Raw genomic sequence first — 25,867 nt, forward strand, 5'->3', positions numbered from 1 at the left:
CGATCCGGCGCGGGCGTGTCCTGAGATTCACCGAGGACACGTTCAGTCGTCGAGACGGGCGGCGGCCTCCTCGATGAGAGGCACGTAGCGGTCGATGACCCAGGGGACTGTGAGCGGGTTGATCAGTGAGGAGGCCGTGACGAAGGAGTTGTCCTCGGCCGCGACCACGGCGCCCCGCTCGATCGCGGGGATGGCCGCGTACAGGTCCTGGGCCTCGATCTCGGCCCGGGTCTCGGGGTCGGTGTAGAAGGTGAAGATCAGGTCGCTGTCGGAGAGGTCGGCGGCGTTCTCCAGCCCGATGAGGGCGGAGTCGGTGCCCTCGGTCTCGGGGAAGGTCTCCACGGCCGGGTCGACCTCCAGGCCGAGGCCGCGGACCATGGCCACGCGCTGTTCGTCGGGGAGGAAGACGCCGAGCGTTCCGGGGCCGTCGGTGTAGATGTAGGAGAAGGTCAGGTCGGCGAACTCGGGGTTGTCCTCGGCGGCCTGTTCGAAGCGGTCCTCGATCTCGGTGATGAGGACCTCGGCCTCCTCCGACTGGCCGAGCGCCTCGCCGATCGTCCGGATCTGCTGGTCCCAGTCGGTGCTCCAGGGCAGGTCGGGGTAGGCGACCGTGGGGGCGATGTCGGACAGGACGTCGTACTGCTCCTGGGTGATCCCGGACCAGGGGGCGAGGATGACGTCGGGGGCGAGTTCGATGACGGCCTCGAAGTCGATGTCGTCGGCGCCGGTGAACTGTTCGGGGAGTTCCTCGCCGGCCTCGGTGACGGCCTCGTGGATCCAGGGGAGGTAGCCGGTGTCGTCGCTGCCCCACTCGTAGCCCTCGATGCCGACCGGCACGGTGCCCAGCGCGATGGCGGTCTCGGCCGACCCCTGTCCGAGGGTGACGACCCGCTCGGGCCGCTCGGGGATCTCGGCGGTGCCCAGGGCGCTCTCGATCTCGACGGGGAAGGTACCGTCGGCGGAGGCGGGGGCCCGGTCGTCGTCGCTCTCGGGTCCGCAGGCGGCGAGGCCGAGGGCCAGGGCCGCGGTGAGTCCGAGGCCGCCGACGCGGCGCAGGGTGGGGTTCATGCTCACTGCTCTCTTCGTCATGGGGACGGGTCGCACCATGACCGGTGGACCGTTGCCGCGTAGGGGGGACACCCATGTTCGGGCAGCACTGAAAGACGCACATATCGTGCTGAACCCGACAGGAATGTAGGTTAGTCTAACCTAACCCCAAGAGATTTCAATATCCTCCCCGGGACAGAACGAGGCCCCTTGCCCTCCCTCGAAGCGCACCGCGCACGAAGGCGGGGCCGGCGCGACCCCACCGCACCGACCCCGTGTCCCTCCGCGCCCGACCTCAGGGACGGCGGCCGGTGAGCACGCCGCTCGTCCTCTCCAGAAGGTCGATGTGCCGACGGGTGACCAGGGCCCCCGAACGTTCCGGTCCCAGGGCCCGCGCCGGAGACAGCTCCAACAGGAACTCCGCACCCGACGCCGCCGCGCGCGTCACCCGGCCTCGACGGTCACGTTCGTACCGGCGCAGCGCCTCGGCCGGATCGTCCCCGGCCCCGGCCGCGCCGAGGACCTCGGTGAGCGCCCAGGCGTCCTCCAACGCCTGATCCGGACCGGGCGAGTCCGCGGAGGAGAAGGGGTGCGCCGCGTCGCCCAGGAGGGTGGCCCCGCCCTTCCCCCACACCTTCGGCACCCGGTGCCGCACGTACTCGAACAGCGCCGGCTCGACGCCGTCGCCCTGGTCCAGGACCGCGCGCGTCCACGGGTCGTCCCAGTCGGCGAACAGCCTGCGCAGCACGCCCATCGGAGAACGGGGCGCCCGGAGCCCGGGACGCCAGCGCACGTCGAACCACCATCGGACCAGACCGTCCCCGGCCGGCATGATCCCGCACTCGCCCTGACGCCCCCGGACCACGGCGGCGACCGTCCCCGACGCCATCTCGCCGGGTACGGCGGTCAGCCCGTGCCAGCCGGCCCGACCGGTCGGACGGGAGGGGTCTCCGTCCCACAGGTCGCGCCGGGCCGCCGAGCGCACACCGTCGGCCCCGACCACGACGTCGCCGGTGGCGGCGCTGCCGTCCCCGAACAGGGCGCTCACCGTACCGTCGGGGTTCTCCCGCACCCGCGTGCAGATCCGACCGGAGCGCACGGCGCCCTCGGGAAGACCGTCGGCGATCGTCTCCAACAGGTCCCGGCGGGGCATCGCGCGCCACGCGTGCCCGAAACGCGCGCCGATCGCGTCCGTGTCGAGCGTGTGCCGCACCCGCCCGGAGGGGTCCCTGACCTCGATCCCGTCCAGGCGACGGCCGAGGCCGGACACGTCCACTCCCAGGGCGTCCAGGGCCGCGACGCCGTTCGACCGCAACCCGATCCCGACCTCGACGGCCGGCGGACCGCCCTCGCGTTCGTGGACCTCCACCTCGTGCCCGGCCCCGACCAGCCCTCGGGCCAGGGCGAGACCGCCCACCCCCGCTCCGACGATGACGACCCTCATGACGGTTCCCTCCACGTTCGTCCTGATACCGACACCGTACTGACGGACCGGCTCCGCGTGCCGGTTCCACGGAGGATCGGGGAGGCCGCCGCCGGGCACGGCCCGACGGCGGCCCCGAGGATCAGTCGAACAGGTGGACGCGGGACTCCCAGGGGCGGAGCGGGGCGAGCACCCGTTCGGGCTCGGGATGGGTGCCCAGCAGCATCCGGCCCTCCGGTCGCACCACGTCCTCGACCTCCTCCACCGAGGCCTCCCGATCACTCCAGTTGGCCAGCACCAGAAGGCGCCGTCCCTCCCACTCACGGGTATAGGCGAAGACCCGGGGGTCGTCCTCCATCAGCGGCGAGTAGCGCCCGTACACCACGATCGGGTCCTCGCGGCGCAGTTCGATCAGACGCCGATAGTGGTGGAAGACCGAGTCCGGGTCGGCCACCGCCGCCTCGGCGTTGATCTCGGTGCGGTTCGGATTCACCTTGATCCAGGGGGTACCGGAGGTGAAGCCCGCCTGCTCCGAGGCGTCCCACTGCATGGGGGTGCGCGCGTTGTCCCGGCTCATCCGGGAGATCCCGGCCATGGCGGTCTCGTGGTCGACCCGCCCGGTCGCCACCATGGTGCGGTAGTGGTTCAGGGTCTCCAGGTCCCGGTAGTCGGCGATGTCGTCCATGTGGGCGTTGGTCATGCCGATCTCCTCCCCCTGGTAGACGTAGGGGGTGCCCTTCATCATGTGGAGCGTGGTGGCCAGGGTCTTGGCCGACTCCACCCGGTACCGGCCGTCGTCGCCGTAACGCGACACCGATCGGGGCTGGTCGTGGTTGTTCAGGTAGAGGCTGTTCCAGCCCACCTCGCCCAACCCCTTCTGCCACCGGTTCATCGAGGCCTTGAACTCCACCAGATCCAGCGGGCGGGGGTCGAACTTGCCGCCCGGACCGTGATCCAGGTCCACGTGCTCGAACTGGAACACCATGTCCAGCTCCCGGTTGGCCGGGTTCGTGTGGATCCGGGCCTGTTCCACGCTCACCCCGGGCATCTCCCCCACGGTGAGCGTGTCCCGTCCGGTGAAGACCTCCCGGTGCATCTCGTGCAGGAACTCGTGCAGGCGCGGGCCGTTGATGGAGTGCTCGGTGAAGAGCCCGTGGTCGCCGACGACCGGCCCGTCCGGCAGGGCCGGGTTCTTGGAGATGAAGTTGATAACGTCCATCCGGAAACCGTCCGCGCCCCGGTCCAGCCACCACCGGGCCACATCGTGCACCGCGTGGCGCACCTCGGGGTTCTCCCAGTTCAGGTCGGGCTGGGAGGGGCTGAACAGGTGCAGGTGGTACTCGTCGTCGCCCTCGCTCCGGCTCCAGGCCGGCCCGGAGAAGACCGCGCCCCAGTTGTTGGGCGGTCCGTCCTCACGGCCGGGGCGCCAGAAGTAGAAGTCGCGTCTGTCGTCCTCCCCCGCCCGCGAGGCGGTGAACCACGGGTGCCGATCGCTGGTGTGGTTGACCACCAGGTCCATCACCAGACGTATGCCGCGTTCGTGCAGCCCGTCCCGCAGCCGGTCCCAGTCGTCCAGGGTCCCGAAGCGGGGGTCGATGTCGGTGTAATCGCTGATGTCGTAGCCGTTGTCGTCCCACGGCGAGGGGTAGACCGGCGACAGCCACACCACGCTTACGCCCAGGCGCTCCAGGTGGTCCAACCTCTCGATGATCCCGGGCAGATCCCCGAAACCGTCGCCGTCACTGTCACTGAAGCTGCTCGGATAGATCTGGTAGACGACTCCGGACTTCCACCATTCGGCGCTGGGTTCGGGCATGGGTTCCTTCTCTTCTCGTGGTCGGCCCCCATTCAATCGCTCCGGGCACCCGTTGGGGAAGGGAATCGCGACGGCTCCGCGCGGTGATCGCCGAGGTCGTAAATCCCTGGAGTGGACCGGTCTGGACCGGTAGGGTGCACGGGCCCTCACGACCGACGCGGGGGCGACGGAGAGGCGCCCATGGAGCACGGCGGAGCTGAAGCCGGGGAAGAGCCGGACCGGGACGTCGCCCGGGTTCGCGAACCGCTCGAGGAGGCCGGTCCGCGTGTGTGGTCGCGGAACTTCACCCTCTTCTTCGCCGCACGGGCGGTGGCCAAGACCGGGGACGGCATGCTCCCGGTGGCGTTGGCCGCGGGCCTGCTCGCGCACGGGATGGGGGCGAGCGGGGTCGGTCTGGCGATGGCCACCTTCACCGTGTTCTTCGTGGGGTTCGTGATCTTCGGCGGGGTGTTCTCCGACCGCTGGGGCGCGCGCTGGATGATGGTCGCCGCCGACCTGGTGCGCGTGGTGACCCAGGGGACGGCGGCCGTACTGTTCCTGACCGGTCACGTGGTCCTGTGGCAGATCTGTCTGATCGGCGCGGTCAACGGGATCGCGGCCGGCGCCTTCCAGCCGGGGGTGGCCTCGGTGGTGCCGAGGGTGGTCCGGGACGTGCAGGGGGCCAACGGCGCGATCCGCACCGCCGAGGCGCTGGCGATGCTGATCGGCCCGGCGGTGGCGGGGGTCCTGGTGGCGACGGTGTCGGCGGCCGGGGTCTTCGCGGTGCACGCGGGCACCTACGCGGTGGGCGCTCTCCTGCTCGGTCTGATCCGGCTGCGCGAGCCCGCGCGACGGCGTGGAGAGGGACCCGGGTACCTCGCCGACCTGGTGGAGGGGTGGCACGAGTTCCGATCACGGACCTGGATGTGGTCGGTGATCCTGCTGTGGATGGTGCTCATGGTGACCTTGTGGGGGCCACAGATCCCGTTGACCTCCTCGGAGATCATCCTCGGGCACGGGGCACAGGTGTACGGTCTGGTGAGCGCCGCCCTGGGCGGAGGCACCGCTCTGGGCGGGGTCCTCGCCATGCGGATCCGCCCGCGCCATCCGTTGCGCGCCGGGACCATCGGGCTCTTCGGGGCCGGTGTGTACTCGGTGACGGTGGGCCTGGGACTGGGTGCCCCGTGGTTGGCCCTGGGCGCGGTGGTGAGCGGCGCCGCCATGGGTTTCTGGGGGGTGATGTGGATGACCAGCGTGCAGACGCAGGTCCCGGGGCCGGTCCTGGGACGCATCCACGCCTACGAGGTGGCCGGCTCGGTGGCGATGCTCCCGGTGGGCCAGGCCCTGGCCGGCCCCGTCGCCGCGGTGCTCGGAACGCGGACGGTGCTGTTGGCGGGCGGAGTGGCGACCCTGCTGGTGGGAACGGCGCTGTTGGCGCTGCGGCCCGCGCGCGAGCTGACCGCGGTGTCCCCGCCCCCGCCGAGGCCACGCGATCCCGACCCCTCCGATCGATCGTCGTCCCCGTCGGGTTGACGGACACGGCTCGGCCGGAGCGCCCCGAGAGCACACGAGAGACAGGAAGAGCCATGTGTCTGCACGGAACAGGTGAGACCGTACGTTCGCGCACCGGTGACGCCGCGCCCGGTGAGACGTCACCGCCCCGGGTCGGTGCACGGCCCCCGCACCGCGGCTTCGGTCACGTGGCCGACCTGAGCCACACCCTCGCCCCGGGCATGCCCTCCTGGGACGAGAACAAGCCCGTGCGGGAGACCCTCTCCCCTCCGCCCGCCGACGGGGAATTCGGGTTCTACGTCCAGAAGTGGACCCTGACCGAGCACAGCGGCACCCACCTGGACGCCCCGGGGCACGTGATCGGCGGCGGGCGACTGGTCCCCGACATCGACCCGGCCGAACTGGTCGTCCCCGCGGTCGTGATCGACGTTCGCGAACGCGTCGCCGAGGACCCCGACACGACGGTGGGCGTGAACGACGTGACGGCGTTCGAGCGTCTGCACGGACGGATCCCCGAGGGCTCGGCGGTGCTCATGTGCTCGGGATGGAGCGAGCGCTGGTCCGAGGGCGACGACGCGGTCCGCGGTGTGGACGAGAACGGCGTATGGCACTTCCCCGGATTCTCCCCCGAGGCCTGCGAGTACCTGATCGAACGTCGGGGCGTGAGGGGGTTCGGCGTCGACACCCTCAGCTCCGACCCCGGCGTCTCGACCGACTTCCCCGCGCACGAGGTGATCGGGCGCGCGGACCGCTGGGGGCTGGAGGCGCTGACCGGGCTGGACCGGCTGCCGCCGCTCGGCGCCCTGCTCACCGTGGGCGTACTGCCCGGCCTGGACGCCTCGGGCGGACCCAGCCGGGTCCTCGCCCTCTGGTGAAGCCCCCCACGCCCCGGACGGCGGGTACCGCCGTCCGGGGTCCGTTCACACGCTCCGAGGCGGCGGTACCCGCCGTTCCGGTGTCCACTCCACCAGCATGATCGTGGCGTCGTCGGTGAAGCTCTCCCCCTGGTGATCGCGGATCGAGTGGATGAGACGGCGCAGGGTCTCGGGCGGTGGCTCCTCGGCGGCCGCGGCGCGGATCACGAAGTCCGCGAAACGCTCCAGGCCGAACATCCGCCCCTCCCGATCGTGCGCCTCGGTGACACCGTCGGTGTAGAGCAGGACCCGGTCCCCGGGCTCCAGCCTGATCCGATGGACGGTGCGGGGCGGGGTGTTCGGGACGAGGCCGTCCAGACCCAGTGGAAGCTCGGGCGTGCGGCACATGGCCCCGTCGACCAGGGAGCCATCGCGGATCAGAAGGGGCGCGGGGTGCCCGCAGTTGGACCACGAGAACAGGCCGTCGGCCAGGTTCAGGGTCGCGAAGACCGCCGTGCAGAAACGCTCGGGCAACCAGGTGACCAGGGCCTGCTCCACGCTGTCGGTCAACTGCGACAGGTCGGCTCCGTTACGGCGGGCGCCCCGGGCCCCGGCCATGGCCACCGAGGCGGTCAGCCCCGAGGCCAGATCGTGCCCCATCGCGTCGAGGATGACGACGTGCAGCTCGTCGCGGGTGACCGAATGGTCGAAGGCGTCGCCGCCGAGCTCGTAGGCGGGTTCGAGGACCGCGGTGGAGACCCCGCGGGCCGTGCCGAGGGTGCGCGGCGGCAGGAAGGCCCGCAGCATCTCGGTGCGCAGCCGCACCGAACGGGCACGGGTACGGCGCACGTAGGTGTCGCTGTAGGCGCGTTTGGACGTGATGACCAGGGCCAGGAGCGCGGCGAGCGTCTGGCAGCGACGCAGGGTCGGCTCGTCCAGGGACGGGGTACGGATGTGCAGGACGCCCATGCGGTCGGCCCCGTCCTTGAGCGGCAGCCACAGACTGAGTTCCTCGGCGCCGCCCTCGACCAACCTGAGGGCGTCGTACCGGTAGGCCTCCCCCGCGACGGTGGTCGCGATGTCGAGTATGGGCCCGCCGGTGAGCGGCACCAACAGGTGCTGTTGCAGGTCGACGAGGTGGACGGTGATCTTGCCCAGACCGATCGCCCTGCCGTAGCGGTCCGCGGCCTCCAGGACCTCGATGGGTTCGCAGGCGTGCACGGACCTGACGAGCTCCTCGAAGAGGAGTTCGCTCTCGCTGAGCGGGGTCGCCCCGTCCATACCGTCACCTCCCGGACCCCAGTCTCACACCGGGGAGGCCGGAGGACCGTGTTCCCCTCGGCGTGTCATTCGGAGGAGAGACCCGGGCGACGCGCCCCTTCAGCGCCCGGCCGGGACGAGACCGTCGCGGAACACCGCCGCCGCGTGGCCCGCGCCCCGCCCCGAGGCCCGTGCCACCACCCGGCCGCCGCGCAGCAGCAGGGCCTCCTCCGTCTCGTCGTCGGGTGCGACCACCCCGGCGAAGGCCGCCAGGTCCTGGTCGAGCGTGATGCGCGGGGCCGGGCGGGCGGAGGCCGGGACGGAGCGGGACAGCCGGACCCGGATCTCGGCCAGGGAGAGACGGACCAGGGGGAGGAGTTCGCCCGGTTCGGAGGTGACCGGGACCAACGTGACGGGGGTGCCCTCGGGCACGGCGCTCAAGGCGTCCTCCAACGCCTCCAGCCGGTGCAGCCCCAACACCAGGAGGACGCCCTCGGCCACCTTCGCCCGCCTCCTCGTCAGAAGGTCGGGGACGGTCCACGGCTCCCACGGTTCGTCGACCGGCCGGGCGTCCGGGACGTGGGCCAGGTGCGGCAGCGGACGCTCGTCCTCGAAGTCGAGTTCGGCGAGGTGCTCACATGCGCGGATGACGGTGAACGGGTCGGTGAACCCCGGCGCCGCGACGGCCAGGCGTCCGGCCCCGTGCAGGGTGGTGAGCACGCTCCGCGCCAATCGGACCCGCCGGCCGCCGGGACCCAACCGTTCCAGGGCCGTGCCCAGGAGCACCGATTCCACCGCGACGAGCTGAGCGAACACCTTTCCCAACCGAGGATCCGCGGTGATCTGGGACATGAACTCGGCCCCGGCCCGCTCGTCGGTGCCCCCGATCGGCAGCCGGGTGACCCAGGCTCGGGCGTAGGCGCCGAGCGCCTCGGTCTCGGTTGTGGCCCCGGCCCGCCCGGAGGGGACCTGTTCGGCCGCCTCGGCCAGGGCCGCGAAGTACAGGGCGCGCTTGCCCGGGAAGTTGGAGTAGACGGCCCCTCGGGTCAGGTCGGCCCGTCGTGCGATGCGGTCGATGCCGGCGTCGCGGAACCCGCGCTCGGAGAACTCCTCCCGCGCGGCGGCGAGCACCTTGGCCCGGTTGAGCTCCTGTCGTCGGGCCCTGCTGAGCGGCACCATGTCCTCCTCGCCACGTTCTCGGGCCCATCCTACGCCGCCCGGCCACGGCCCCCGGATGCGCGGGACATCCGCATGACGACGCCATGTGACCAGGGCCGGGCGCTCAGTCCCGCAGGACCCGGTAGGTGATGTGGGAGACCAGATCGGAGCCGCGGGCGGCGACCTGCTCGAGGCGTACACCGCGCACCCCCTCGAACAACCGGGTGCCCTCGCCCATGATCACGGGGGTCACGTGGACGCGGATCTCGTCGATCAGACCGGCGGCGAGGTACTGGTTCACGGTCCGCGCGCCGCCCGCGATGTCGATACGCCCTCCTCCGGCCGCCTCTCGGGCCAGATCGAGCGCCTCGTGGATCCCCCCGGTGACGAACGTGAACGTGGTGTCGGAGAGCGTGAGCGGCTCCCGCTCATGGTGTCCCAGCACGAAGACCGGCGCGTGGTAGGGCGGTTCCGGCCCCCACCAGCCCCGCCAGTCGAGGTCGTACTCGCCCCGGTCGGGCCCGAACATGTTGCGCCCCATGATGTACGCCGCGGCGCCGGTCACCGCCTCCAGCTCCGCCGAGTTCGCCTCGGCCGCGTCGAACATCCAGCGCGTGATCTCGCCGCTCGGACCGTCTCCGAAGGGGGCCTCACGCCGTTGCCGGGGCCCGGCGGCGTACCCGTCGAGGGACATGGCCATATCGGTGGTGACGATGGACATCGAAGACCTCCATGTGTTCTCGGTGACCGATTCGGAGACTAACGAGGGCCGGAGACGTTCTCGACGACCACACGCCGACCGTCGATCTCAGACCAGGGGGTCGATGGCCTCGGCGACGGCGCCCTTGGCGGTGCGTCCGGCGCCGATGATCGTGGCCGAGGCGGCGCCGGTCCAGTCCCCGTATCCGAGCAGGTGCAGCCGGGGTTCGAGGACCGATCGGGTGCCCTCGACCGCCACCCGGCCGTCGGCGTCGAGCACACCGAGCGGGGCCAGGTGGCCCAGGGAGGGGCGGAAGCCGGTGCACCAGAGCACCGCGTCGAACCTCCGCTCGGTGCCGTCGGCCCAGAGGAGGCCGGTGGGCGTGAACCTCTCGAACATCGGCTCGGCCTCGAGAACGCCCCGGTCACGGGCCTCGCGCACGCTCGGCACGGCGACGACGTCGCCCAGGTCCTCGACCCCCTCGCCCCTTCGCCCCTCCTCCGCCGCGCGCTGACGCCGGGTCGCGATGGAGAACAGTTCCCGGCCGTCGACGTCGTCCGGCAGAAGACGCGGCGGCCGGGAGGCGATCCAGGTGGTCTCCGCGACCAGGGAGAGTTCGGCGAGGATCTGCGCCGCGGAGTTGCCGCCGCCGACCACGGCGACGCGGAGTCCGGCGAACCGATCCGGGTTCCGGTAGTCGACGGTGTGCGCCTGTTCCCCTTCGAAGAGCTCACGGCCCGGCAGGGCTGGGACGTGGGGCGCGCTCCAACTCCCGGTCGCGCTGATCACCCGACGGGCCCGCCAGGTCCCCTGCTCCGAGACCACGGCGAGCCGCTCCCCCGAGCGCTCCACACGCCCCACCCGCACCGGGCGTCGGACCGGCAGATCGTAACGCCTCTCGTACTCGGCCAGGTAGCGGGCCACATGACGTGCGGAAGGGTATTCGTGCCCCTCCTCCGGGGGCATCCACCATCCGGGGAGCATGCTGTGCTCGGCCGGGGAGAACAGCCGCAGCGAGTCCCAGTAGTGCGTCCAGGAGCCGCCCGGGGAGGCCCCGGCGTCCAGGACGACGAAGTCGAGGTCCTCACGGCGCGCGACCCGCCTCAGGAAGTAGCCGGCGGCCAGTCCGGCCTGACCGGCGCCGATCACCACGACGTCGACCTCGTGTTCGGGGGTTGCCATCCGGGTCCTTCCTCTCGATGCCCGCGATCGCCACAGCGACGGCCGACGCGGGGTTGTTCCCGAGAGGGCGATCCGAGAGAACCCGACGATCCCGTCTCACGTTCCGGTGCCCGGAGACGACTACAGGGTGAGGAACGAAGAAGGAGGCCGTGGAGGAATGGTCCAGAAGACACGACCTGGGGTGCGGTGAGGATGAGAACTCCGTTCGAGGTGGCCGTGGAGCGGCATGGCACGACCGTGCTACGGGTGTGCCGTGCCGTCCTGGGGCCGGGGCCGGACGCGGAGGACGCCTGGTCCGAGACCTTCCTGGCCGCGCTGCGGGCCTGGCCCGATCTGGACGAGGACACGAACGTGGAGGCCTGGCTGGTGCGCGTCGCCCACCGCAGGGCGGTCGACGTCGTCCGTGCCCGGGAGCGGCGGGCGGTCCCCACCGACGAGCCACCGGAACCTCCCTCGGCCCCGGATCCCGCCGACGGCGACGAGTACGGGTTGTGGGAGGCGGTCGCCGCCCTTCCCGAGCGGCAGCGGCTCGCCGTCGCCTACCACTACCTGGGCGGCCTCCCCCACGCGGAGACGGCCGCGCTGATCGGCGGCGGCGCCGACGCCGTACGTCGCGCGGCGGCGGACGGCGTCAAGAGCCTGAGACGGACCTACCGCGCGGCGGAACGAACGAAGGGGGCATCCCGATGACCGGCATGACGAACGACGACGGGCCTCGGACGACCGGTACCGGAGCGGACACGCGGACCCTGTTCCCGGTGGCCGACGGCGATCTGGCCCGGCTGCGGGCCCGCCTGTCCGGGGCGGCCGAGGACCTCGGTCTGCTCGAGGTCGCCTACCGCACCCTCGACACCCCCGTCGGGCCGCTGCTGCTCGCGGCGACCGAGAGGGGCCTGGTACGGGTCGCGTTCGAGAGCGAGGGGTTCGACGCGGCCCTGGAGACCCTGGCGGAGCGGGTCGGCCCACGGGTGCTGGAGGCGCCACGCCGGTTGGACACGGTGGCGAGGGAACTGGAGGAGTACTTCGCGGGCGGACGGCACGTGTTCGACGTGCCGTTGGACTTCGCGCTGTCGTCCGGTTTCCGCCGGGAGGTGCAACGCCGGCTGCCGCACATCGACTATGGCCGCACCCGCTCCTACAAGCAGGTCGCCGAGCTCGTCGGCAACCCGAGGGCGGTCCGCGCCGTGGGCACCGCCTGCGCGACGAACCCGCTGCCCGTCGTGGTGCCCTGCCATCGGGTCCTGCGCACCGACGGGGGTCTGGGGGGCTACATCGGCGGCCTGGACGCGAAGCGGACCCTTCTGGACCTGGAGGCGGCGGCCTGACCGGGAACGACCGAGGCCCGGGCCACCGTGGTGGTGACCCGGGCCTCGTGCGTTCGGTGGGCGCGAAGGGACTCGAACCCCTGGCCTATTGCTTGTAAGGCAATTGCTCTGACCAACTGAGCTACGCGCCCGATGCGTCGCGAGTGATCATACCCCTTCGCGGCGCCCGTTGTGCCCGGTTCCCTCCCGCCCGGCCGAGTGGACGGAGCCCGGGTAGGATCCCGCCATGCGCACCGACCCCCCGTCGCGTCCCTCCCCCGCCCATGCCCGCTCGGAGGCGGCCCTATGATCCCGGCGCTCTGGGCCGGAGCCGCCGGCTGTCTCCTCTTCGTGGTGGTCTTCCTCGTGGACGGGCTCACCCGTCCGGGCTACGAGCCCCTCCGGCACCCGGTCAGCGCCCTGGCGCTGGGGCCGCGCGGGTGGATCCAGACGGTCGACTTCCTGGTCTGTGGTCTGCTCGTGGCGGTGTCCTCGGTGGCGGTGCCCTGGGCCGTGAGCTCCGACTCCTGGGCGGTCTGGCCGCTCTCCGCGGCGATCGGCCTGTTCGGGGTCGGGCTGCTGCTGTCCGGGGTGTTCCGGATGGATCCGATGTGGGGCTACCCGCCGGGTGCCCCCGAGGGGACCCCGGAGGAGACCGGGCGCGCGCATCGTATCCACGACAATCTGGGCGCCGTGGTCTTCTTCTCACTGCCGGCGGCGGCGCTCATCGCGGCGTTCGCCCTCCAGGATCCGGTCTGGCGTTGGGGTTCGGGCATCACCGGAGTGGTCGTGGGCGCGGGCACCCTCGTCTTCGCGAACGCCTGGGAGAAGGAGGCGCCGAACGCGGGGCTGATCCAGCGGGTCACCCTGATCGTCGGTCTGGGATGGCTCGGTCTCCTCCTCGGCGCGGGTGCCCTGGGCGCGCTCTGACCGCGCGAGGATCCGGGGCGACTTTTCGCGTTCACCGGTCTTGACGTACCCCTGACGGCACGGCAGCCTCGAACGCACAGCCGTTCTCGGGTACACGACGGCGGCCGCGCCGTCACCCGGACGCTCCCCCACGTCCCCCCGTTCCCCTCCCGAGCCCCTTCGCCCCCGTCCATGGTGTGAGCGCAGTCCCGTGGTGCCGCGGCCGGGTCCGTCCGTACCCGTCCGCCCCCGCCCGAACGGCGGGGGCGTCACATCTCGCGGAGGGGCGCCACGTCCACTCCGCGCCGAGCGGGAAGGACCCGGATGGGACTGCCTGTGACATCGACCGGGACCCGGCGTGCGCGCCGGACCGGGCTCGTCTTCGGAGCGGCCGCGGCCCTGCTGCTGCCGACCGCCGTGCCCGTGGCCGCCGAGCCCACGCTCGACCTCGACGAGACGTCGGTGGTGGAGATCCTGTTGGAGGACCGCGACGAGCTGGAGCGACTCGTCGAACTGGGCGGCGACATCGCCCAGTTGGATCCGGTGGACGGGGGCGGCTTCGTCGCCCGGACCGTCGTCGGCCCCTACGACCAGGACGTCTACTCCGACTTCACCTTCGGAGACGTGGTCCACACCGAGTCCGACGCCGAGGAGCGTCTCGCCGAACGCGAGGCGACCATCGAGCGGCTGCGGTCGGAGGGCGACTCCGACGGCGAGGTGGGGATCAGGTCCACCGGCGAGGACCTGGAGATCCTGAGGGCCGACTACTTCGAGGGGCGCGCCGGCGACTTCCTGTCGGTGGAGGTCCGTTCCGCCCTCGGCCAGGACGAGGACTTCCGGCTGACCGTGGAGCGGGACGCCGGTCCGGGCACCGAACCCGGGGACGGCGGCTCCCAGACCCTGGCCCCCTTCGTCGACGTCGGCGTGTACCTGTACCACCGCGGCCAGGCCGAGGTGGAGGAACGCCCGGAGCGGATCCGGGTCACCGACCCCTCGGGGGCCACCGCCGAGGCCGAGGTCACCGATTGGCTCCCGGACCCTGAGACCCCCGGGGACCCGCTGCCCTACACCGACTTCGTCAACGCGTACATGACCCCGGACGAGCTCTACGACCGGATCCACCGGATCGCCGACGAGTACCCCGACATCGCCGAGGTCGTCGAGCTCCCCCATCTGACCGACGGCTACCGGCGGCACGCCCAGGCGATCCTCGGTGTGCGGCCCGACGGGCGGGGCGCCGAGCGCGGTGTGATCGTGGAGTCTCTCGCCTACGGGCACGAGGGCGGCAACGACATCGTCGTCGACCTGATCGACCATGGTGAGCCCGACGCGGCCCTGTCGGTGGACGTGGAGGGCGACGAGATCCTCGTCCGGCCGGCCACGGACGGGACCGGCGCGATCACCACCACGGCGGCCGAGGTCGTGGCGGCGGTCAACGCCGAGGCCGGCGATCTGGTCCGTGCCTTCACCTTCCGGGGCGACGCCGGTGAGGGGGTCGTGGAGGCCGAGCGGGTCCGGGCCGACGACCGTCTCGGCGCGCCCGAGGAGGTCTCCCGCGAACCGGCCACGGTGTACGGACTGCGTATCGGCGCCACCCGGGACGGCTCCAAGACCGGGGTCCTGGGCTACTCCCAGGAACACGCCCGCGAGTGGCAGACCCCGCTGGTGACCCTGGAGACCGCCGAACGCCTGGTGCGCAACTACGGCGTCCACGAGACCACCACCGAGCTGGTGGACGAGCTGGACATCTTCCTGCTGCCCTCGGTCAACCCCGACGGCGCGAAGCACTCGTTCTACGACTCCCCGATGCAGCGCAAGAACATGGTCAACCACTGCCCGACCGACGGCCCCCGCGACCAGTGGGCCGTCCAGGGCGGCGGCCAGTGGGGTGTGGACATCAACCGCAACTACGGCACCTACACCCTGTGGGACGGCTACGCCGGGGCGTCCTTCGACTGCACCGGCGGCACCTTCGCCGGCCCCGAGGAGGAGGGGCCGCTGTCGCAGCCGGAGAGCCGGAACCTGGACTGGCTGGTCGACACCCACGACAACATCGCGTTCTCGATGAACATCCACTCCTCGGGCGACTACTTCATGTGGTCCCCGGGCGCCTACATCGCCGATGGACGCGTTTCCACGCCCCGGCCCTCGGCCATGGAGGAGACCTACTTCTGGGAGGCCTCGGAGAGCATCCTGGGCGCGATCAAGGGGCACCGGGGCACGGTGGTGACCCCGGCGCGCACCGGACCGATCATCGACGTGATGTACTCGGCGGCCGGCAACTCCGGCGACCACCTCTGGTACGAGCACGACGTCTTCGCCTGGAACTTCGAGCTGGGCCAGGCCGGCTTCCAGCCTCCGTGGGAGGAGGCCCACGCCCAGGGCATGGAGTACGCCGACGGACTGTACGGGATGTTGGAGGTCGCGCTGGAGCACCAGAACGACCGCTATCGGCCGCGTTCGGAGGTCACGCCGCGTCCGGGCGGGTACGACGGTCCGGTGGAGATCTCCTTCGGGACCAACGAGACCGCCGAGATCTACTACACGCTCGACGGTGGCCGCCCGACCTTCGATTCGCCCCGGCTGGAGCTGACGGGCGTGCGCGGAGGGCCGGAGAGCCTGACCATCGAGGAGACCACCACCGTCCACTGGTTCGCGGTGGACGTCGCGGGCAACGTCGAGGGCGGCTACGACCCCGACGGTAACGCCAGGAACCACCGCAGGGGCACCTGGACGATCGAGTAGGGCCTCCGGGGCGACGGCCCCGCGGGGAGGGCGGAGGATCCTTCTCGTGGGGCCGTCCGCCGTGCGGGGCTCACCCCGCCAGGGCGCGGATCCGTTCCAGGTACTCGTCCACGTTCCGGGGCTCCGAGATGGGGGTCAGGGTCGACCAGCGCACGTTCCCCTCGGCGTCGATGAGGAAGGTGCCTCGACGGGCCACGCCTCGTTCGGCGTCGAAGACCCCGTAGAGCCGGGCCACCTCACCGTGCGGCCAGAAGTCCGATAGCAGGGCGAAGGGGAAGTCCTCACGATCCGACCAGGTGCGCAGGGCGAAGGTGGAGTCCACCGACACCGCCAGGATCGTGGCCCCGAGTTCGACGAACTCGGAGTGACGCTCGCGCAGTTCGGAGAGTTCTCCGGAACAGATTCCGGAGAAGGCCAACGGATAGAAGACCACCAGGGTCGGGCCCTCGTTCGACGCCGACAGGGTGGTGTCCCGGCCGTACTGATCCTGAAGCGTGAAATCGGGCGCGGCCGCGCCCGTGCTGATGACGGTCATGTCCGTTTCGTTCTGGTCGGAGCAGGCCGGATTCGGCGCCCGCCGCTCGGCGGGCGCCCCGTACGCGCCGCGCGCCCATGGGGGCGCGCGACGCCGCTCTCACCCGATGCGGGCGAGGTCCGTCACCGCTTGGGGACGACCAGTCGGGTACCCGACCAGTCCGCTCCGATGCTGACGGCACTGGTCTGCGACAGCCCCGAGGTGGTGGCCGCCTCGGCGACGTCGTTGGGGGACACGTGCAGCTCACGCCCGGCCTTCGGGGTCAGGACCAGGATGGTCCCCCCGTCGGCGATGGTGGTCACCGTGTCCATCAGCGCGTCGGTGAGGTCGTCTTCCTCATCGGACCGCCACCACAGCAGCGCGGCGTCGACATCGCCGTCATAGTCCTCGTCGACCAGCGCCTCGCCCGTGAGTTCGGCGATGGATGCGCGCAGTCCCTCGTCGACGTCGTCGTCGAAGCCGAATTCCTGCACCACCTGACCCGGCTTGAATCCGAGTCGGTCAGCCAAGCCGCGTTCGCTCTGTGCCTGGCCCGCGGTCGCGCTCACGAAAGTTCTCCTCCACAGATGGGTTTTCTCAATTTTGCCTGCACGAAGCAGTTGTCACAACGATGTCGGGCTCTTCACCGCCCGTCGCGTGGGTCCGTAACCATCGCTGATGGCCTAGTTCACACGCTAGTGCCTTTCCCCGTCAACGCGTGTACGAACTCCGTGGGCACGGGATGGGGTGCGCCTCGAAGGCGCTACCCGGACCTGAGATAGGACAGCCGGACCCTGCGGTCCGGATTGTCCACGTTCAGGTCGACGATGGCGATGGACTGCCAGGTCCCCAGTTCGAGCCGCCCGGAGATGACCGGGACCGTCGTCTGGGGCGCGACGTAGGCGGGCATGACGTGTGAGCGTCCATGCCCCTGGGATCCGTGCTTGTGGCGCCATCGGTCGTCGGCGGGCAGTAGGTCGTCGAGGGAGGCCAGGAGGTCGTCGTCCGACCCCGCCCCCAGTTCGATGATCGCCACGCCCGCCGTCGCGTGCGGGACGAAGACGTTGAGCAGTCCGTCGCCTCCGCTCTCGGCCACGAAGTCGCCGCATGCCCCGGTGATATCGGTGATGCTCTCCGATCCACCGGTGTGCAGCTCAAGGATCTGTGTCCGCATAGCGCCACCTTCGCGCAGCCGGGCCCCCGGTGCAACCATCCCGGGGGAAACCCGTGGATGACGGACGCTCCCGATGGGGGCCATACTCATCGACAACATGTGAGAAATCAGGCGAAACGAAGGGGAGAGGATGACCGCCTCGTTACGTCTGGGCCCCTTGCTCCGACACGTGGGGACCAGCACGGCGACGGTGTGGGTGGAGACGGACGCCCCTTGTGACGTAGGGATTCGCGTGTCCGGCTGCGGGGTCCGGACCTCCCGCACCCTCACGGTCCACGGCCACCACTACGCCGTCTGCGAAATCGAGGATCTTCGGCCGGGCGCGACCCTGCCCTACGAGGTCCTCCTCGATGGGATCCGGGTCTGGCCCGAGGCCGATTCCGACGACGACCTCCCGCCCGCCGTCCTGCGCACCCTGGACGAGAAGGCGCCCACCCGGCTGCTGTACGGCTCCTGCCGCACCCCCACGGAGGAGGGCTCCGCCGAGGAGGCGGAGCGCCACGGCCCCGATCTGCTCCGGGCCACCGCCCGACGGCTCGCCCGTGAGGAGGTCGAGGGCAACCTGGTACTGCTGCTCATCGGCGACCAGGTCTACGCCGACGAGCTCCGAGAGCCCATGCGCGCCTTCCTGCGGCGTGTACGCGAGCGGGACCGGGACGGCGCGCCCGAGGACGAGGTGGTGCACTACGACGAGTACGCCGAGCTGTACCGCCAGGCCTGGTCCGACCCCCTGGTCCGCCGACTGCTCGCGACGGTCCCCACCCTGATGGTCTTCGACGACCACGACGTCCGCGACGACTGGAACACCTCGGCCGCCTGGCGCCGGTCCATGGACGCCCTCCCCTGGTGGCGGACGAGGGCGACCTCCGGTCTGGGCGCCTATTGGATCTACCAGCACGTGGGGAATCTCTCCCCCGCGGCCCGTGCCGAGGACCCCCTGTGGGCGGCCCTGTGCGAGCACCGTGACCGGGGTACCGACGCCGCCGACACCCTCGACTCCTTCGCTTCGAGGGCCCACGACGACCCCTCCTCCTACCGTTGGAGCCACCGGTACGACGTGGGCGGTGTGCGCGTCCTGATGCTCGACACGCGTTGCGGACGGGCTCTGGGCGAGGGGGACCCCTCCGACGGCTCACGCTCCATCCTGGGAGCCGAGGGGCACGACTGGCTGGACGAGCACCTCACCGGCGGCCCCGAACACGTGGTCGTCGCCTCCACCGTCCCCGTGCTGCTGCCGCCGGCCGTGCAGCATCTGGAGGCCTGGAACGAGGCCGTGTGCGCGGGAGCCTGGGGTCGGGCGGCCCGCGGCCCCGGGGAACGGCTGCGGCAGGCCCTGGACCTGGAGCACTGGGGCGCCTTCCAGTACTCCCTCCACCGTCTCTCCGACGCGATCTCCGAGGTCGCCCGGGGCGAGCGCGGGCCGGCGCCCGCCACCGTCCTGATCCTGAGCGGGGACGTGCACTTCTCCTACGCCGCGCGGGTCCGGCTCCGAACGGCGGGTGAGGACGGTTCCCGGGTGACCCAGTTGGTCTCCTCCGCGTTGTGCAACCGGCTCTCCCCCGTCATGCGAAGGGTGGCCGCGCTGTCGGCGAGCGCGCCGTTCCACCTGGCGGGCGCGATCATGTCCCGGGCCGCGGGGGTACGCCGTCCTTCTCTGACCTGGCGGCTGACCGATCGTCCCTACTTCGACAACACCATCGGGGAGGTGGACTTCGACGGTCGCGGGGCCCGCGCCCGCTGGTACCACTGCCCCGGGGGAGAGAACGGCGCCCCGCCCCGGGTCCGGTCGGTCCTGGAGTTGTGAGACGGGCCCCGAACACGCGAACGGCGGCGCCCCGGATCGGGGCGCCGCCGCGATGACCGTCGGACGGGGTCGAAGTCCGAGGCCGGTCCGCCTCAGGGCTTGTGCGAGGGCGGACGACGGTTGGCCTGGCCGCGACGCCGGTCGCGCACCCTCAGGCTCAGGGCACCGCCCTGTTCCAGGAGCCGGCTCGCCGCGCGGTGCACCGTGGAGCCCGCCCCGAAGGTCCGGGAGGAGGTGTCCTCACCCTCTGATCCCTTTCCCTCCTCACCGAGGTGCTCGGGCTGCGGGATCAGCGCCGTGGGCTCGTTGTCGGCGTCGGCGTTCTCCTCCGGCAGTGCGTGCAGTCTGCGGGTACGTCGGAGTCCGCCGTTCTCCGCCTCGGCCTCTTCGGCGGAGGGGACGACCGGCTCGGTCGGGGCGGCGCGTTCGGAGTCGACGGCCTCCTTCCAGGCCCGGTCCCGCTCGATGTCCTGTTCCTTCTCCTGGGCCAGGCGACGGGCCCGCTCGACACGCCAGGAGCGGTAGGAGCGCGCCAGCGGCGTGGCGATCGGCCAGGTGACCTTGGCCGGGCGGGACAGGGCGTGCCAGAGGTAGGCGGTGGTGCCCCGGGACTCCATGGCCCGGCGGGCCCGGGTGATGGTGAAGAAGGTGGGCAGGGCCAGCAGCAGTTGCGGCCAGGCCAGGGCCAGCGCGACGAACAGCGGGTACATCCCGCCGCCGGAGAGCGCGGCGAGCGCTCCGACCACCATCGGCACCAGGGCCAGTGCGACCCTGAACTGGACGAACTGTCGGTACCGGTGCAACGACCTGCGGGCCGAGACCGGCGGGGCCAGCCCCTCCGGCAGCGGTGTGGGGGGAACGACCATGGCCATGACCAGGGTCCCCACGCCCACGCTTCCGGCGAGCAGTATCGTCCATCCGGGGGCGGAGAGGTCACCGCCCACCAGGAAGTAGACCAGCCCGACCACCGGGAGCGGCGCCGGGATCCAGAACAGGACCCTTCTGCGGAGCTCCCCCTCCTGAGTGGGCTGAAGAACGTAATCGATCACCGGGCGCAGTACCCGGAACCTCTTCCTCGGTCGCTCGACCACAGCGTTGGACCCCCCAAGAACGTCGTGACGAAGCGGGGAGGGGAGCGGCGCCCGAGTATCCTCGTCGTCTCCGCGGCTCCTCCTGCGACCCGCCTGTATCAAAGCTATCCCTTTTCGCGTAGTCCCCGGGCGCACACGGGCAGTCACAGACATACCCGACGCCGGCGAAACTTCCTCAAGGGCGCTGTTCTGACAGACAACGATCAGGTTACGACGGATCTTTTCGGTTGTCGCGCTTTTGGCTGATATCGGTCATTCGAGTCATTCATTGCGGGTTTCGGACAACCTCCCGAGCGCCACCGCGACGCGGAGCACGAAGGACCCCCGACCGTCCGAGGGCGGGTGCCCCGTGAGCTCGGCGATGCGACTGAGGCGATAGCGCACCGTGTTGGGGTGGACGAAGAGCATCCGCGCGGTGGCCTCCAGCGAGGAGGCGTGCTCCAGGTACACCGAGAGCGTGTCCAACAGTGGAGAGCCGGCCCCCCGCAACGGCAGATAGACCTCCTCCACCAACTGGCGCCGCGCCTCGACGTCCCCCTCCAGAGCGCGTTCGGGCAACAGGTCGTCGGCCAGGACCGGCCTGGGCGCGTCCGGCCAGGCCACCGCTGAGCGCAACCCGTTGACGGCCGCGCTGACCGAGGCGCCCGCCGAACGCAGGTCGGCCACGGCCGGCCCGACCACCACCGCCCCTGGCCCGAAGAGCCCCGCCAGCGGCTCGGCGGCGGCCGCGGGCAGGTCCTCGGCCGGATAGCGGTCCCCCACCCCCACCACCATGACCACACGGCGTCCCTGGAGTCCGGCGAGCACGTCGTGCCCCAGGCGTCGGGCGGCGGCGCGCAGGTCGTCCAGGACCTTGTTCCCGTCCTCGTCGCCGATGTCGCCGGCCATCGCGATCACGGGCGTGTGCGACCACCCCAGGGCCGACCCCCAGGTCTGGAGACCGTCCTCACGGTCCCCGTGCAGGAGCGCGTCGACGATCAACGCCTCCAGCCGGGCGTCCCAGGCGCCCCGGGCCTCGGCCGCGCGGGCGTAGACCTTCGCGGAGCTGAACGCCACCTCCCGGGTGTAGCGCAGCATGGCCTCACGGAGCTGTTGCGCGCCCCCCGGGGCGGCCAGATCGTCGACCTGGCCCTCCACGACCTCGATGACCACCCTGATCATGTCGACGGTCTGTTGAAGGGAGACCGAACGGGTGAGTTCACGGGGGGCGGTGCCGAACACCTCCACGGTGATCGCGGGACGCCCCCGGCTCGGGTCGCGGAACCAGTCCACGAAGGCCGCCACACCGGACTGGGCCACCAACCCGATCCAGGACCGGTCCTGGGCCGACATCCGTCGGAACCAGGAGAGCCGTTCCTCCATACGGGCGACAGCGGCGGTGCCCAGGGTCCCCATGGAGCGTTCCAGACGGCGTACGGTCTCCGCGCGGATCTCGTCCTCGGGAACTCCCCCGACCGGCTCGTCCGCCCCGTCCTCGGGCCCACGGGCCTCGGGCTGTTCGGATTCGGTGTTCACCGTCCTAGGTTCGCATCCCTCGAGGTCCCGCCTCCTCCCCCTCAGTACGTGTCGACCGTCACCCGCGTCGGGCGCGAGGACTCCATCGGGACCCGCGCGGGGGGCGTAACGTCGAGAAGTGACCTCTTCCACCGGTTTCGAGGGAACGAACCGGCTCATGACCATGTTTTGTGGATCCTCTACAAACGGGGTCGTGCGAACTTCGTGTCCCTCCCCATCCAACTGGTGATCTCCTACAGGGCAAGGTTGATGTCGTGCTTGTAATCGTTGCTCCCGGCCAAGGCGCCCAGGTGCCCGGCTTCCTCTCCCCGTGGCTCGAACTTCCCGGCATGACCGAGACGTTCGCCTCCTGGTCGGAGGTGACCGGTCTGGACCTGGTGCGCTACGGCACCACCGCGGACGCGGACGAGATCCGCGACACCGCCGTCGCCCAGCCCCTGTTGGTCGGCGCCGGCCTCGCCGCGGCCTCCGCCCTGCTCGGATCCCTGCCCGCCGCCCCCCACCAGGTGGACGCCACCGCCGGCCACAGTGTGGGCGAGTTCACCGCCGCGGCCCTCGCCGGTGTCCTCTCCCCCGAGGAGGCGCTGTCCCTGGTCGCCGAGCGCGGTCGAGGCATGGCCGACGCCGCCGCCCGTACCGAGACCGGTATGACCGCGATCCTGGGCGGCGACCGCGAGGAGGTCCTGGCCGCCATCGAGGCCGCCGGGCTGACCCCCGCCAACGACAACGGTTCCGGCCAGATCGTGGCGGCCGGCACCGCCGAGCGACTGGCCGCGTTCGCCGAGAACCCGCCCGCCAGGGCCCGCCTGCGCCCCCTGGCCGTCGCCGGCGCCTTCCACACCGAGCACATGGCCCCGGCCGTGGAGCGGGTGCGAAGCGCCGCCGAGGCGACGACGCCCTCCGACCCCACCGTCCGGCTGCTCTCCAACGCCGACGGCGCCGTGGTCGACAGCGGGGCCGAGTACCTGGACCGGCTGGTCTCCCAGATCTCCTCTCCGGTGCGTTGGGACGCGTGCACGCGGACGCTGTCCGACCTCGGGGTGACCGCGCTCATCGAGCTCACCCCCGCCGGCACGCTCACCGGTCTGGCCAAGCGCGCGCTGCGCGGCATCGAGCTCCTCGCGGTGAAGACGCCCGACGACCTCGAGCGCGCCGGCGCCCTCATCAAGGAGCACGCGGGCGCCCCCGCCGCGGGCACCACCCAGGAAGGCTGACCATGTTCCACGTCCCGAGCACCCCGGGCGGCGCCTCGATCCGCGCCTTCGGCGAGTACCAGCCCTCCAACGTGGTGACCAACGCCGACCTGGAGAAGCGCGTCGAGACCAGCGACGAGTGGATCCAGAGCCGCGTGGGTATCAGGGAACGCCGGATCGCCGGCCCCGACGACACCGTGGCGAGCATGGCGATCGCCGCCGGCGGCAAGGCCCTGGCCACCGGCGGGATGTCCCCCGAGGACATCGACCTGGTGATCGTCGCCACCTGCACCGTCCAGGACCAGATCCCCAACACCGCGGCCACCGTCGCCGCCGCGCTGGGCATCTCCGCCCCGGGCGCCTTCGACGTCAACGCCGCCTGCGCGGGCTTCTGCTACGCGCTGGGGCTGGCCTCCGACGCCGTTCGGGCGGGCAGCGCCCGCAACGTCCTGGTCATCGGTTCCGAGAAGCTCAGCGACTGGGTGGACTGGGACGACCGCTCCACCTGTGTGATCTTCGCCGACGGCGCCGGCGCCGCGGTGGTCTCGGCCTCCGAGGAGCACGGGATCGGACCGGTGGTGTGGGGTTCGTCCGGTGAACGCGCCGACAAGATCTTCCTGCGCGAGGGCAAGTACCTCTACCAGGAGGGGCAGGCCGTCTTCCGGTGGACCACCACCGAGTTGTACAAGGTCGCCCTGGAGGCCCTGGAGCGGGCGGGCGTGGAGCCCTCCGAGCTCACCGCCTTCGTCCCCCATCAGGCCAACCTGCGGATCGTCGAGTCCATCGCCCGCAAGCTGGGCGCGCCCCGAGCACTCGTGGCCCGCGATATCGTCACCGCTGGCAACACCTCCTCCGCGTCGATCCCTCTCGCGCTCTCGCGCATGGTCGAGCGTGGAGAGCTGCCGTCGGGGAGCATCGTGCTCACCCTCGGCTTCGGCGCGGGCCTGGTCTACGCCGCTCAGGTGATTCGCGTCCCCTGACCCGAGGAAACGGGGTCCCCGTGGCGCACGGGCCCGTTCCCGACATCGAACTCGTCAAGCAAGGAGAACAAGACATGGCCACCGAATACAGCGAGCAGGACATCCTCAAGGGCCTCGGCGAGATCATCGAGGAGATCGTCGGCACCGAGGCCGACAAGGTCACCCCGGAGAAGAACTTCGTCGACGACCTGGACATCGACTCGCTGTCCATGGTGGAGATCGCCGTCGCCGCCCAGGACAAGTTCGACGTCGAGATCCCCGACGACCAGCTCAAGGACCTCAAGACGGTCCAGGACGTCGTCACCTTCATCCAGAAGTAGCCTGTCCGGGCCGCCGCCGACCCCCTACCGGGTCACGGCGGCCCCACAGCCCCGACCCGGGGCGACCTCATCCGCCACGACTCCCGGCCCCGCCCGGGAACGACCCACGAGAAGGGCGATCGGATCATGCCAAAGACCGATGTCGTCGTCACCGGCCTCGGCGCCACCACCCCCCTCGGGGGTGACGTCTCGACCACATGGTCCGCGCTCCTCGACGGCCGGTCCGGTATCAGCTCGCTGCCGGAGGAGTGGCACGAGAAGCTTCCGGTGCACTTCGCCGGGCAGATCGCGCAGGAGCCCTCCGAGAAGCTTCCGCGCCCCCGGCTGCGTCGACTCGACCGCACCCAGCAGTTCGCCCTCATCGCCGCCCAGGAGGCCTGGGACGACGCGGGCGCCCCCGAGGTGGACCCTCTGCGTCTGGGTGTGGTGGTCTCCAGCGGTATCGGTGGGATCCTCACCATCCTGGAGCAGTACGACACCTTCCGTGAGAAGGGCTGGAAGCGGGTCTCCCCGTTCACCGTGCCCATGCTCATGCCCAACAGCCCCTCGGCCGCCGTGGCCCTGGAGTTCACCGCGCGCGCCGGCGCCCACGCCCCGGTCAGCGCCTGTGCCTCCAGCGCCGAGGCCATCGGCAACGCCGTGGACATGATCCGCGCCGGGCGGGCCGACATCGTCATCGCGGGCGGCACCGAGGCGGCGATCCACCCGCTGAACATCGCCTCCTTCGCCTCCATGCGGGCGCTGTCCACGCGCAACGACGACCCGCAGACCGCGTCCCGCCCCTGGGACAAGGACCGCGACGGCTTCGTCATGGGCGAGGGCGCCGGCATCCTGGTCCTGGAGTCGGCCGAGCACGCCGCCAAGCGCGGTGCCCGCGTCTACGCGCACGCCGCCGGTGTCGGGTACACCGACGACGCGTTCGACATCGTCCAGCCCGACCCCGAGGGCGCCGGCCAGGCCCGGGCCATCACCCAGGCGCTCGCCGACGCCGACCTCAAGGCCGAGGACATCGTGCACGTCAACGCGCACGCCACGTCCACCCCGGCCGGCGACGTCGGTGAGACCCGCGCGATCCGCGCGGCCCTGGGCGACTCCGTGGCGGACCGGGTCTCGGTGACCTCCACCAAGTCCATGACCGGCCACCTGCTGGGCGGCGCGGGCGCGGTGGAGTCGATCGCCACGATCCTGGCCCTGCACGACGGTCTGATCCCGCCGACGATCAACATCTCCGAGCTCGACCCCGAGGTGGTCGTGGACATCGTCCGCGACAAGCCCCGGGAGATGCCCGGCGGCGACGTGGCCGCCGTCAACGAGTCCTTCGGGTTCGGTGGACACAACATCGCCCTGGCCTTCCGCCGCGCCTGACCCCGCGCGCGATCCACGGCGA

The 25,867-nt window shown here is 71.4% G+C and carries 23 protein-coding genes and 1 tRNA gene; 11 read left to right on the forward strand and 13 right to left on the reverse strand.

The window, feature by feature from the left end:
• Positions 1 to 42: 42 nt before the first annotated feature.
• The 3 genes from U9J66_RS18775 to U9J66_RS18785 form a co-directional block, all read right to left on the reverse strand.
• On the reverse strand, positions 43 to 1,068 hold the full coding sequence (locus tag U9J66_RS18775) for an iron-siderophore ABC transporter substrate-binding protein (protein ID WP_161112301.1): 1,026 nt from the start codon (positions 1,066 to 1,068) through the stop codon (positions 43 to 45).
• Positions 1,069 to 1,342: 274 nt separating this feature from the next.
• Positions 1,343 to 2,491 (reverse strand): FAD-dependent monooxygenase, encoded by a 1,149-nt coding sequence (locus tag U9J66_RS18780; protein WP_326338277.1) that lies wholly within the window; start codon positions 2,489 to 2,491, stop codon positions 1,343 to 1,345.
• A 121-nt stretch (positions 2,492 to 2,612) separates the two neighbouring features.
• Positions 2,613 to 4,286 carry a glycoside hydrolase family 13 protein gene (locus tag U9J66_RS18785; RefSeq protein ID WP_161110104.1) on the reverse strand — a complete coding sequence of 558 codons (1,674 nt, stop codon included), beginning with the start codon at positions 4,284 to 4,286 and terminating at the stop codon, positions 2,613 to 2,615.
• A gap of 180 nt (positions 4,287 to 4,466) precedes the next feature.
• Here U9J66_RS18785 and U9J66_RS18790 point away from each other — a divergent pair, with 180 nt between their 5' ends.
• Together U9J66_RS18790 and U9J66_RS18795 are read left to right on the forward strand one after the other, a co-directional pair.
• A complete protein-coding gene (locus U9J66_RS18790) occupies positions 4,467 to 5,798 on the forward strand; it encodes an MFS transporter (RefSeq protein ID WP_042283401.1) in 1,332 nt (443 codons plus the stop codon).
• A 53-nt stretch (positions 5,799 to 5,851) separates the two neighbouring features.
• The gene (locus U9J66_RS18795) at positions 5,852 to 6,652 is read left to right on the forward strand and encodes a cyclase family protein (protein ID WP_042283403.1); all 801 of its coding nucleotides are present in this window, start codon (positions 5,852 to 5,854) and stop codon (positions 6,650 to 6,652) included.
• Positions 6,653 to 6,697: 45 nt separating this feature from the next.
• On the opposite strand, the gene U9J66_RS18800 is transcribed toward U9J66_RS18795, so the two are convergent.
• The 4 genes from U9J66_RS18800 to U9J66_RS18815 all read right to left on the reverse strand — a co-directional run bounded on the left by U9J66_RS18800 (position 6,698) and on the right by U9J66_RS18815 (position 10,931).
• The gene (locus tag U9J66_RS18800; protein ID WP_326338278.1) at positions 6,698 to 7,912 is read right to left on the reverse strand and encodes a PP2C family protein-serine/threonine phosphatase; all 1,215 of its coding nucleotides are present in this window, start codon (positions 7,910 to 7,912) and stop codon (positions 6,698 to 6,700) included.
• 99 nt (positions 7,913 to 8,011) lie between these two features.
• Positions 8,012 to 9,070, reverse strand: coding sequence for a TetR/AcrR family transcriptional regulator (locus tag U9J66_RS18805; protein WP_326338279.1), 1,059 nt, complete (start codon positions 9,068 to 9,070; stop codon positions 8,012 to 8,014).
• 103 nt (positions 9,071 to 9,173) lie between these two features.
• Positions 9,174 to 9,770, reverse strand: coding sequence for a dihydrofolate reductase family protein (locus U9J66_RS18810; protein ID WP_326338280.1), 597 nt, complete (start codon positions 9,768 to 9,770; stop codon positions 9,174 to 9,176).
• A gap of 87 nt (positions 9,771 to 9,857) precedes the next feature.
• Positions 9,858 to 10,931, reverse strand: coding sequence for an ArsO family NAD(P)H-dependent flavin-containing monooxygenase (locus tag U9J66_RS18815; protein ID WP_326338281.1), 1,074 nt, complete (start codon positions 10,929 to 10,931; stop codon positions 9,858 to 9,860).
• Positions 10,932 to 11,123: 192 nt separating this feature from the next.
• Between U9J66_RS18815 and U9J66_RS18820 the strand changes: the two genes are divergently transcribed.
• Together U9J66_RS18820 and U9J66_RS18825 are read left to right on the forward strand one after the other, a co-directional pair.
• Complete coding sequence (locus U9J66_RS18820; RefSeq protein WP_161110108.1) at positions 11,124 to 11,621, forward strand: RNA polymerase sigma factor; 498 nt, start codon at positions 11,124 to 11,126, stop codon at positions 11,619 to 11,621.
• Entirely contained in the window at positions 11,618 to 12,256 is a 639-nt protein-coding gene (locus tag U9J66_RS18825; RefSeq protein WP_084570253.1) for a methylated-DNA--[protein]-cysteine S-methyltransferase, read from the forward strand. The genes U9J66_RS18820 and U9J66_RS18825 overlap by 4 nt, the downstream gene beginning before the upstream one ends.
• A 57-nt stretch (positions 12,257 to 12,313) precedes the next feature.
• Here U9J66_RS18825 and U9J66_RS18830 read toward each other — a convergent pair.
• Positions 12,314 to 12,387: transfer RNA gene (locus U9J66_RS18830), tRNA-Val, on the reverse strand.
• Between the two features lie 154 nt (positions 12,388 to 12,541).
• Between U9J66_RS18830 and U9J66_RS18835 the strand changes: the two genes are divergently transcribed.
• Both U9J66_RS18835 and U9J66_RS18840 read left to right on the forward strand, forming a co-directional pair.
• Positions 12,542 to 13,165 (forward strand): DUF998 domain-containing protein, encoded by a 624-nt coding sequence (locus U9J66_RS18835; protein WP_161110110.1) that lies wholly within the window; start codon positions 12,542 to 12,544, stop codon positions 13,163 to 13,165.
• A gap of 303 nt (positions 13,166 to 13,468) precedes the next feature.
• Entirely contained in the window at positions 13,469 to 15,889 is a 2,421-nt protein-coding gene (locus U9J66_RS18840) for a M14 family metallopeptidase (RefSeq protein ID WP_161110111.1), read from the forward strand.
• Positions 15,890 to 15,959: 70 nt separating this feature from the next.
• Here the strand turns inward: U9J66_RS18840 and U9J66_RS18845 are convergent, their stop codons facing one another.
• The 3 genes from U9J66_RS18845 to U9J66_RS18855 form a co-directional block, all read right to left on the reverse strand.
• A complete protein-coding gene (locus U9J66_RS18845) occupies positions 15,960 to 16,424 on the reverse strand; it encodes a peroxiredoxin (protein ID WP_042283416.1) in 465 nt (154 codons plus the stop codon).
• Between the two features lie 122 nt (positions 16,425 to 16,546).
• Positions 16,547 to 16,972, reverse strand: coding sequence for a DUF3052 domain-containing protein (locus tag U9J66_RS18850; RefSeq protein ID WP_014913212.1), 426 nt, complete (start codon positions 16,970 to 16,972; stop codon positions 16,547 to 16,549).
• 194 nt (positions 16,973 to 17,166) lie between these two features.
• Positions 17,167 to 17,577 carry a secondary thiamine-phosphate synthase enzyme YjbQ gene (locus tag U9J66_RS18855; RefSeq protein ID WP_014913142.1) on the reverse strand — a complete coding sequence of 137 codons (411 nt, stop codon included), beginning with the start codon at positions 17,575 to 17,577 and terminating at the stop codon, positions 17,167 to 17,169.
• Between the two features lie 130 nt (positions 17,578 to 17,707).
• Between U9J66_RS18855 and U9J66_RS18860 the strand changes: the two genes are divergently transcribed.
• Complete coding sequence (locus U9J66_RS18860) at positions 17,708 to 19,381, forward strand: alkaline phosphatase D family protein (RefSeq protein WP_161110113.1); 1,674 nt, start codon at positions 17,708 to 17,710, stop codon at positions 19,379 to 19,381.
• Between the two features lie 92 nt (positions 19,382 to 19,473).
• Here the strand turns inward: U9J66_RS18860 and U9J66_RS18865 are convergent, their stop codons facing one another.
• Positions 19,474 to 20,472 carry a hypothetical protein gene (locus U9J66_RS18865; protein WP_161110114.1) on the reverse strand — a complete coding sequence of 333 codons (999 nt, stop codon included), beginning with the start codon at positions 20,470 to 20,472 and terminating at the stop codon, positions 19,474 to 19,476.
• 261 nt (positions 20,473 to 20,733) lie between these two features.
• Positions 20,734 to 21,987: a PucR family transcriptional regulator gene (locus U9J66_RS18870; RefSeq protein ID WP_042283424.1), complete on the reverse strand. Its 1,254-nt coding sequence runs from the start codon at positions 21,985 to 21,987 to the stop codon at positions 20,734 to 20,736.
• Between the two features lie 329 nt (positions 21,988 to 22,316).
• Here U9J66_RS18870 and U9J66_RS18875 point away from each other — a divergent pair, with 329 nt between their 5' ends.
• From U9J66_RS18875 to fabF, 4 genes are all read left to right on the forward strand, one after another.
• On the forward strand, positions 22,317 to 23,201 hold the full coding sequence (locus tag U9J66_RS18875; protein ID WP_042283557.1) for an ACP S-malonyltransferase: 885 nt from the start codon (positions 22,317 to 22,319) through the stop codon (positions 23,199 to 23,201).
• A 2-nt stretch (positions 23,202 to 23,203) separates the two neighbouring features.
• Positions 23,204 to 24,160 (forward strand): beta-ketoacyl-ACP synthase III, encoded by a 957-nt coding sequence (locus U9J66_RS18880; protein ID WP_014909696.1) that lies wholly within the window; start codon positions 23,204 to 23,206, stop codon positions 24,158 to 24,160.
• 74 nt (positions 24,161 to 24,234) lie between these two features.
• On the forward strand, positions 24,235 to 24,480 hold the full coding sequence (locus tag U9J66_RS18885; protein WP_161110115.1) for an acyl carrier protein: 246 nt from the start codon (positions 24,235 to 24,237) through the stop codon (positions 24,478 to 24,480).
• A gap of 126 nt (positions 24,481 to 24,606) precedes the next feature.
• Entirely contained in the window at positions 24,607 to 25,845 is a 1,239-nt protein-coding gene (gene fabF, locus U9J66_RS18890) for a beta-ketoacyl-ACP synthase II (RefSeq protein ID WP_014908356.1), read from the forward strand.
• The last annotated feature ends 22 nt before the right edge of the window (positions 25,846 to 25,867 follow it).

This window comes from Nocardiopsis sp. LDBS1602, assembly GCF_035818715.1.
GTDB classification, from domain to species: domain Bacteria; phylum Actinomycetota; class Actinomycetes; order Streptosporangiales; family Streptosporangiaceae; genus Nocardiopsis; species Nocardiopsis alba.

Excerpts from the sequence above, each read along its gene's own strand:
- U9J66_RS18775 (WP_161112301.1), bottom strand. The coding sequence starts at position 1,068 with ATGAACCCCACCCTGCGCCGCGTCGGCGGCCTCGGACTCACCGCGGCC.
- U9J66_RS18780 (WP_326338277.1), bottom strand. The coding sequence starts at position 2,491 with ATGAGGGTCGTCATCGTCGGAGCGGGGGTGGGCGGTCTCGCCCTGGCC.
- U9J66_RS18785 (WP_161110104.1), bottom strand. The coding sequence starts at position 4,286 with ATGCCCGAACCCAGCGCCGAATGGTGGAAGTCCGGAGTCGTCTACCAG.
- U9J66_RS18790 (WP_042283401.1), top strand. The coding sequence starts at position 4,467 with ATGGAGCACGGCGGAGCTGAAGCCGGGGAAGAGCCGGACCGGGACGTC.
- U9J66_RS18795 (WP_042283403.1), top strand. The coding sequence starts at position 5,852 with ATGTGTCTGCACGGAACAGGTGAGACCGTACGTTCGCGCACCGGTGAC.
- U9J66_RS18800 (WP_326338278.1), bottom strand. The coding sequence starts at position 7,912 with ATGGACGGGGCGACCCCGCTCAGCGAGAGCGAACTCCTCTTCGAGGAG.
- U9J66_RS18805 (WP_326338279.1), bottom strand. The coding sequence starts at position 9,070 with ATGGTGCCGCTCAGCAGGGCCCGACGACAGGAGCTCAACCGGGCCAAG.
- U9J66_RS18810 (WP_326338280.1), bottom strand. The coding sequence starts at position 9,770 with ATGTCCATCGTCACCACCGATATGGCCATGTCCCTCGACGGGTACGCC.
- U9J66_RS18815 (WP_326338281.1), bottom strand. The coding sequence starts at position 10,931 with ATGGCAACCCCCGAACACGAGGTCGACGTCGTGGTGATCGGCGCCGGT.
- U9J66_RS18820 (WP_161110108.1), top strand. The coding sequence starts at position 11,124 with ATGAGAACTCCGTTCGAGGTGGCCGTGGAGCGGCATGGCACGACCGTG.
- U9J66_RS18825 (WP_084570253.1), top strand. The coding sequence starts at position 11,618 with ATGACCGGCATGACGAACGACGACGGGCCTCGGACGACCGGTACCGGA.
- U9J66_RS18835 (WP_161110110.1), top strand. The coding sequence starts at position 12,542 with ATGATCCCGGCGCTCTGGGCCGGAGCCGCCGGCTGTCTCCTCTTCGTG.
- U9J66_RS18840 (WP_161110111.1), top strand. The coding sequence starts at position 13,469 with ATGGGACTGCCTGTGACATCGACCGGGACCCGGCGTGCGCGCCGGACC.
- U9J66_RS18845 (WP_042283416.1), bottom strand. The coding sequence starts at position 16,424 with ATGACCGTCATCAGCACGGGCGCGGCCGCGCCCGATTTCACGCTTCAG.
- U9J66_RS18855 (WP_014913142.1), bottom strand. The coding sequence starts at position 17,577 with ATGCGGACACAGATCCTTGAGCTGCACACCGGTGGATCGGAGAGCATC.
- U9J66_RS18860 (WP_161110113.1), top strand. The coding sequence starts at position 17,708 with ATGACCGCCTCGTTACGTCTGGGCCCCTTGCTCCGACACGTGGGGACC.
- U9J66_RS18875 (WP_042283557.1), top strand. The coding sequence starts at position 22,317 with ATGACCGAGACGTTCGCCTCCTGGTCGGAGGTGACCGGTCTGGACCTG.
- U9J66_RS18880 (WP_014909696.1), top strand. The coding sequence starts at position 23,204 with ATGTTCCACGTCCCGAGCACCCCGGGCGGCGCCTCGATCCGCGCCTTC.
- U9J66_RS18885 (WP_161110115.1), top strand. The coding sequence starts at position 24,235 with ATGGCCACCGAATACAGCGAGCAGGACATCCTCAAGGGCCTCGGCGAG.
- fabF (WP_014908356.1), top strand. The coding sequence starts at position 24,607 with ATGCCAAAGACCGATGTCGTCGTCACCGGCCTCGGCGCCACCACCCCC.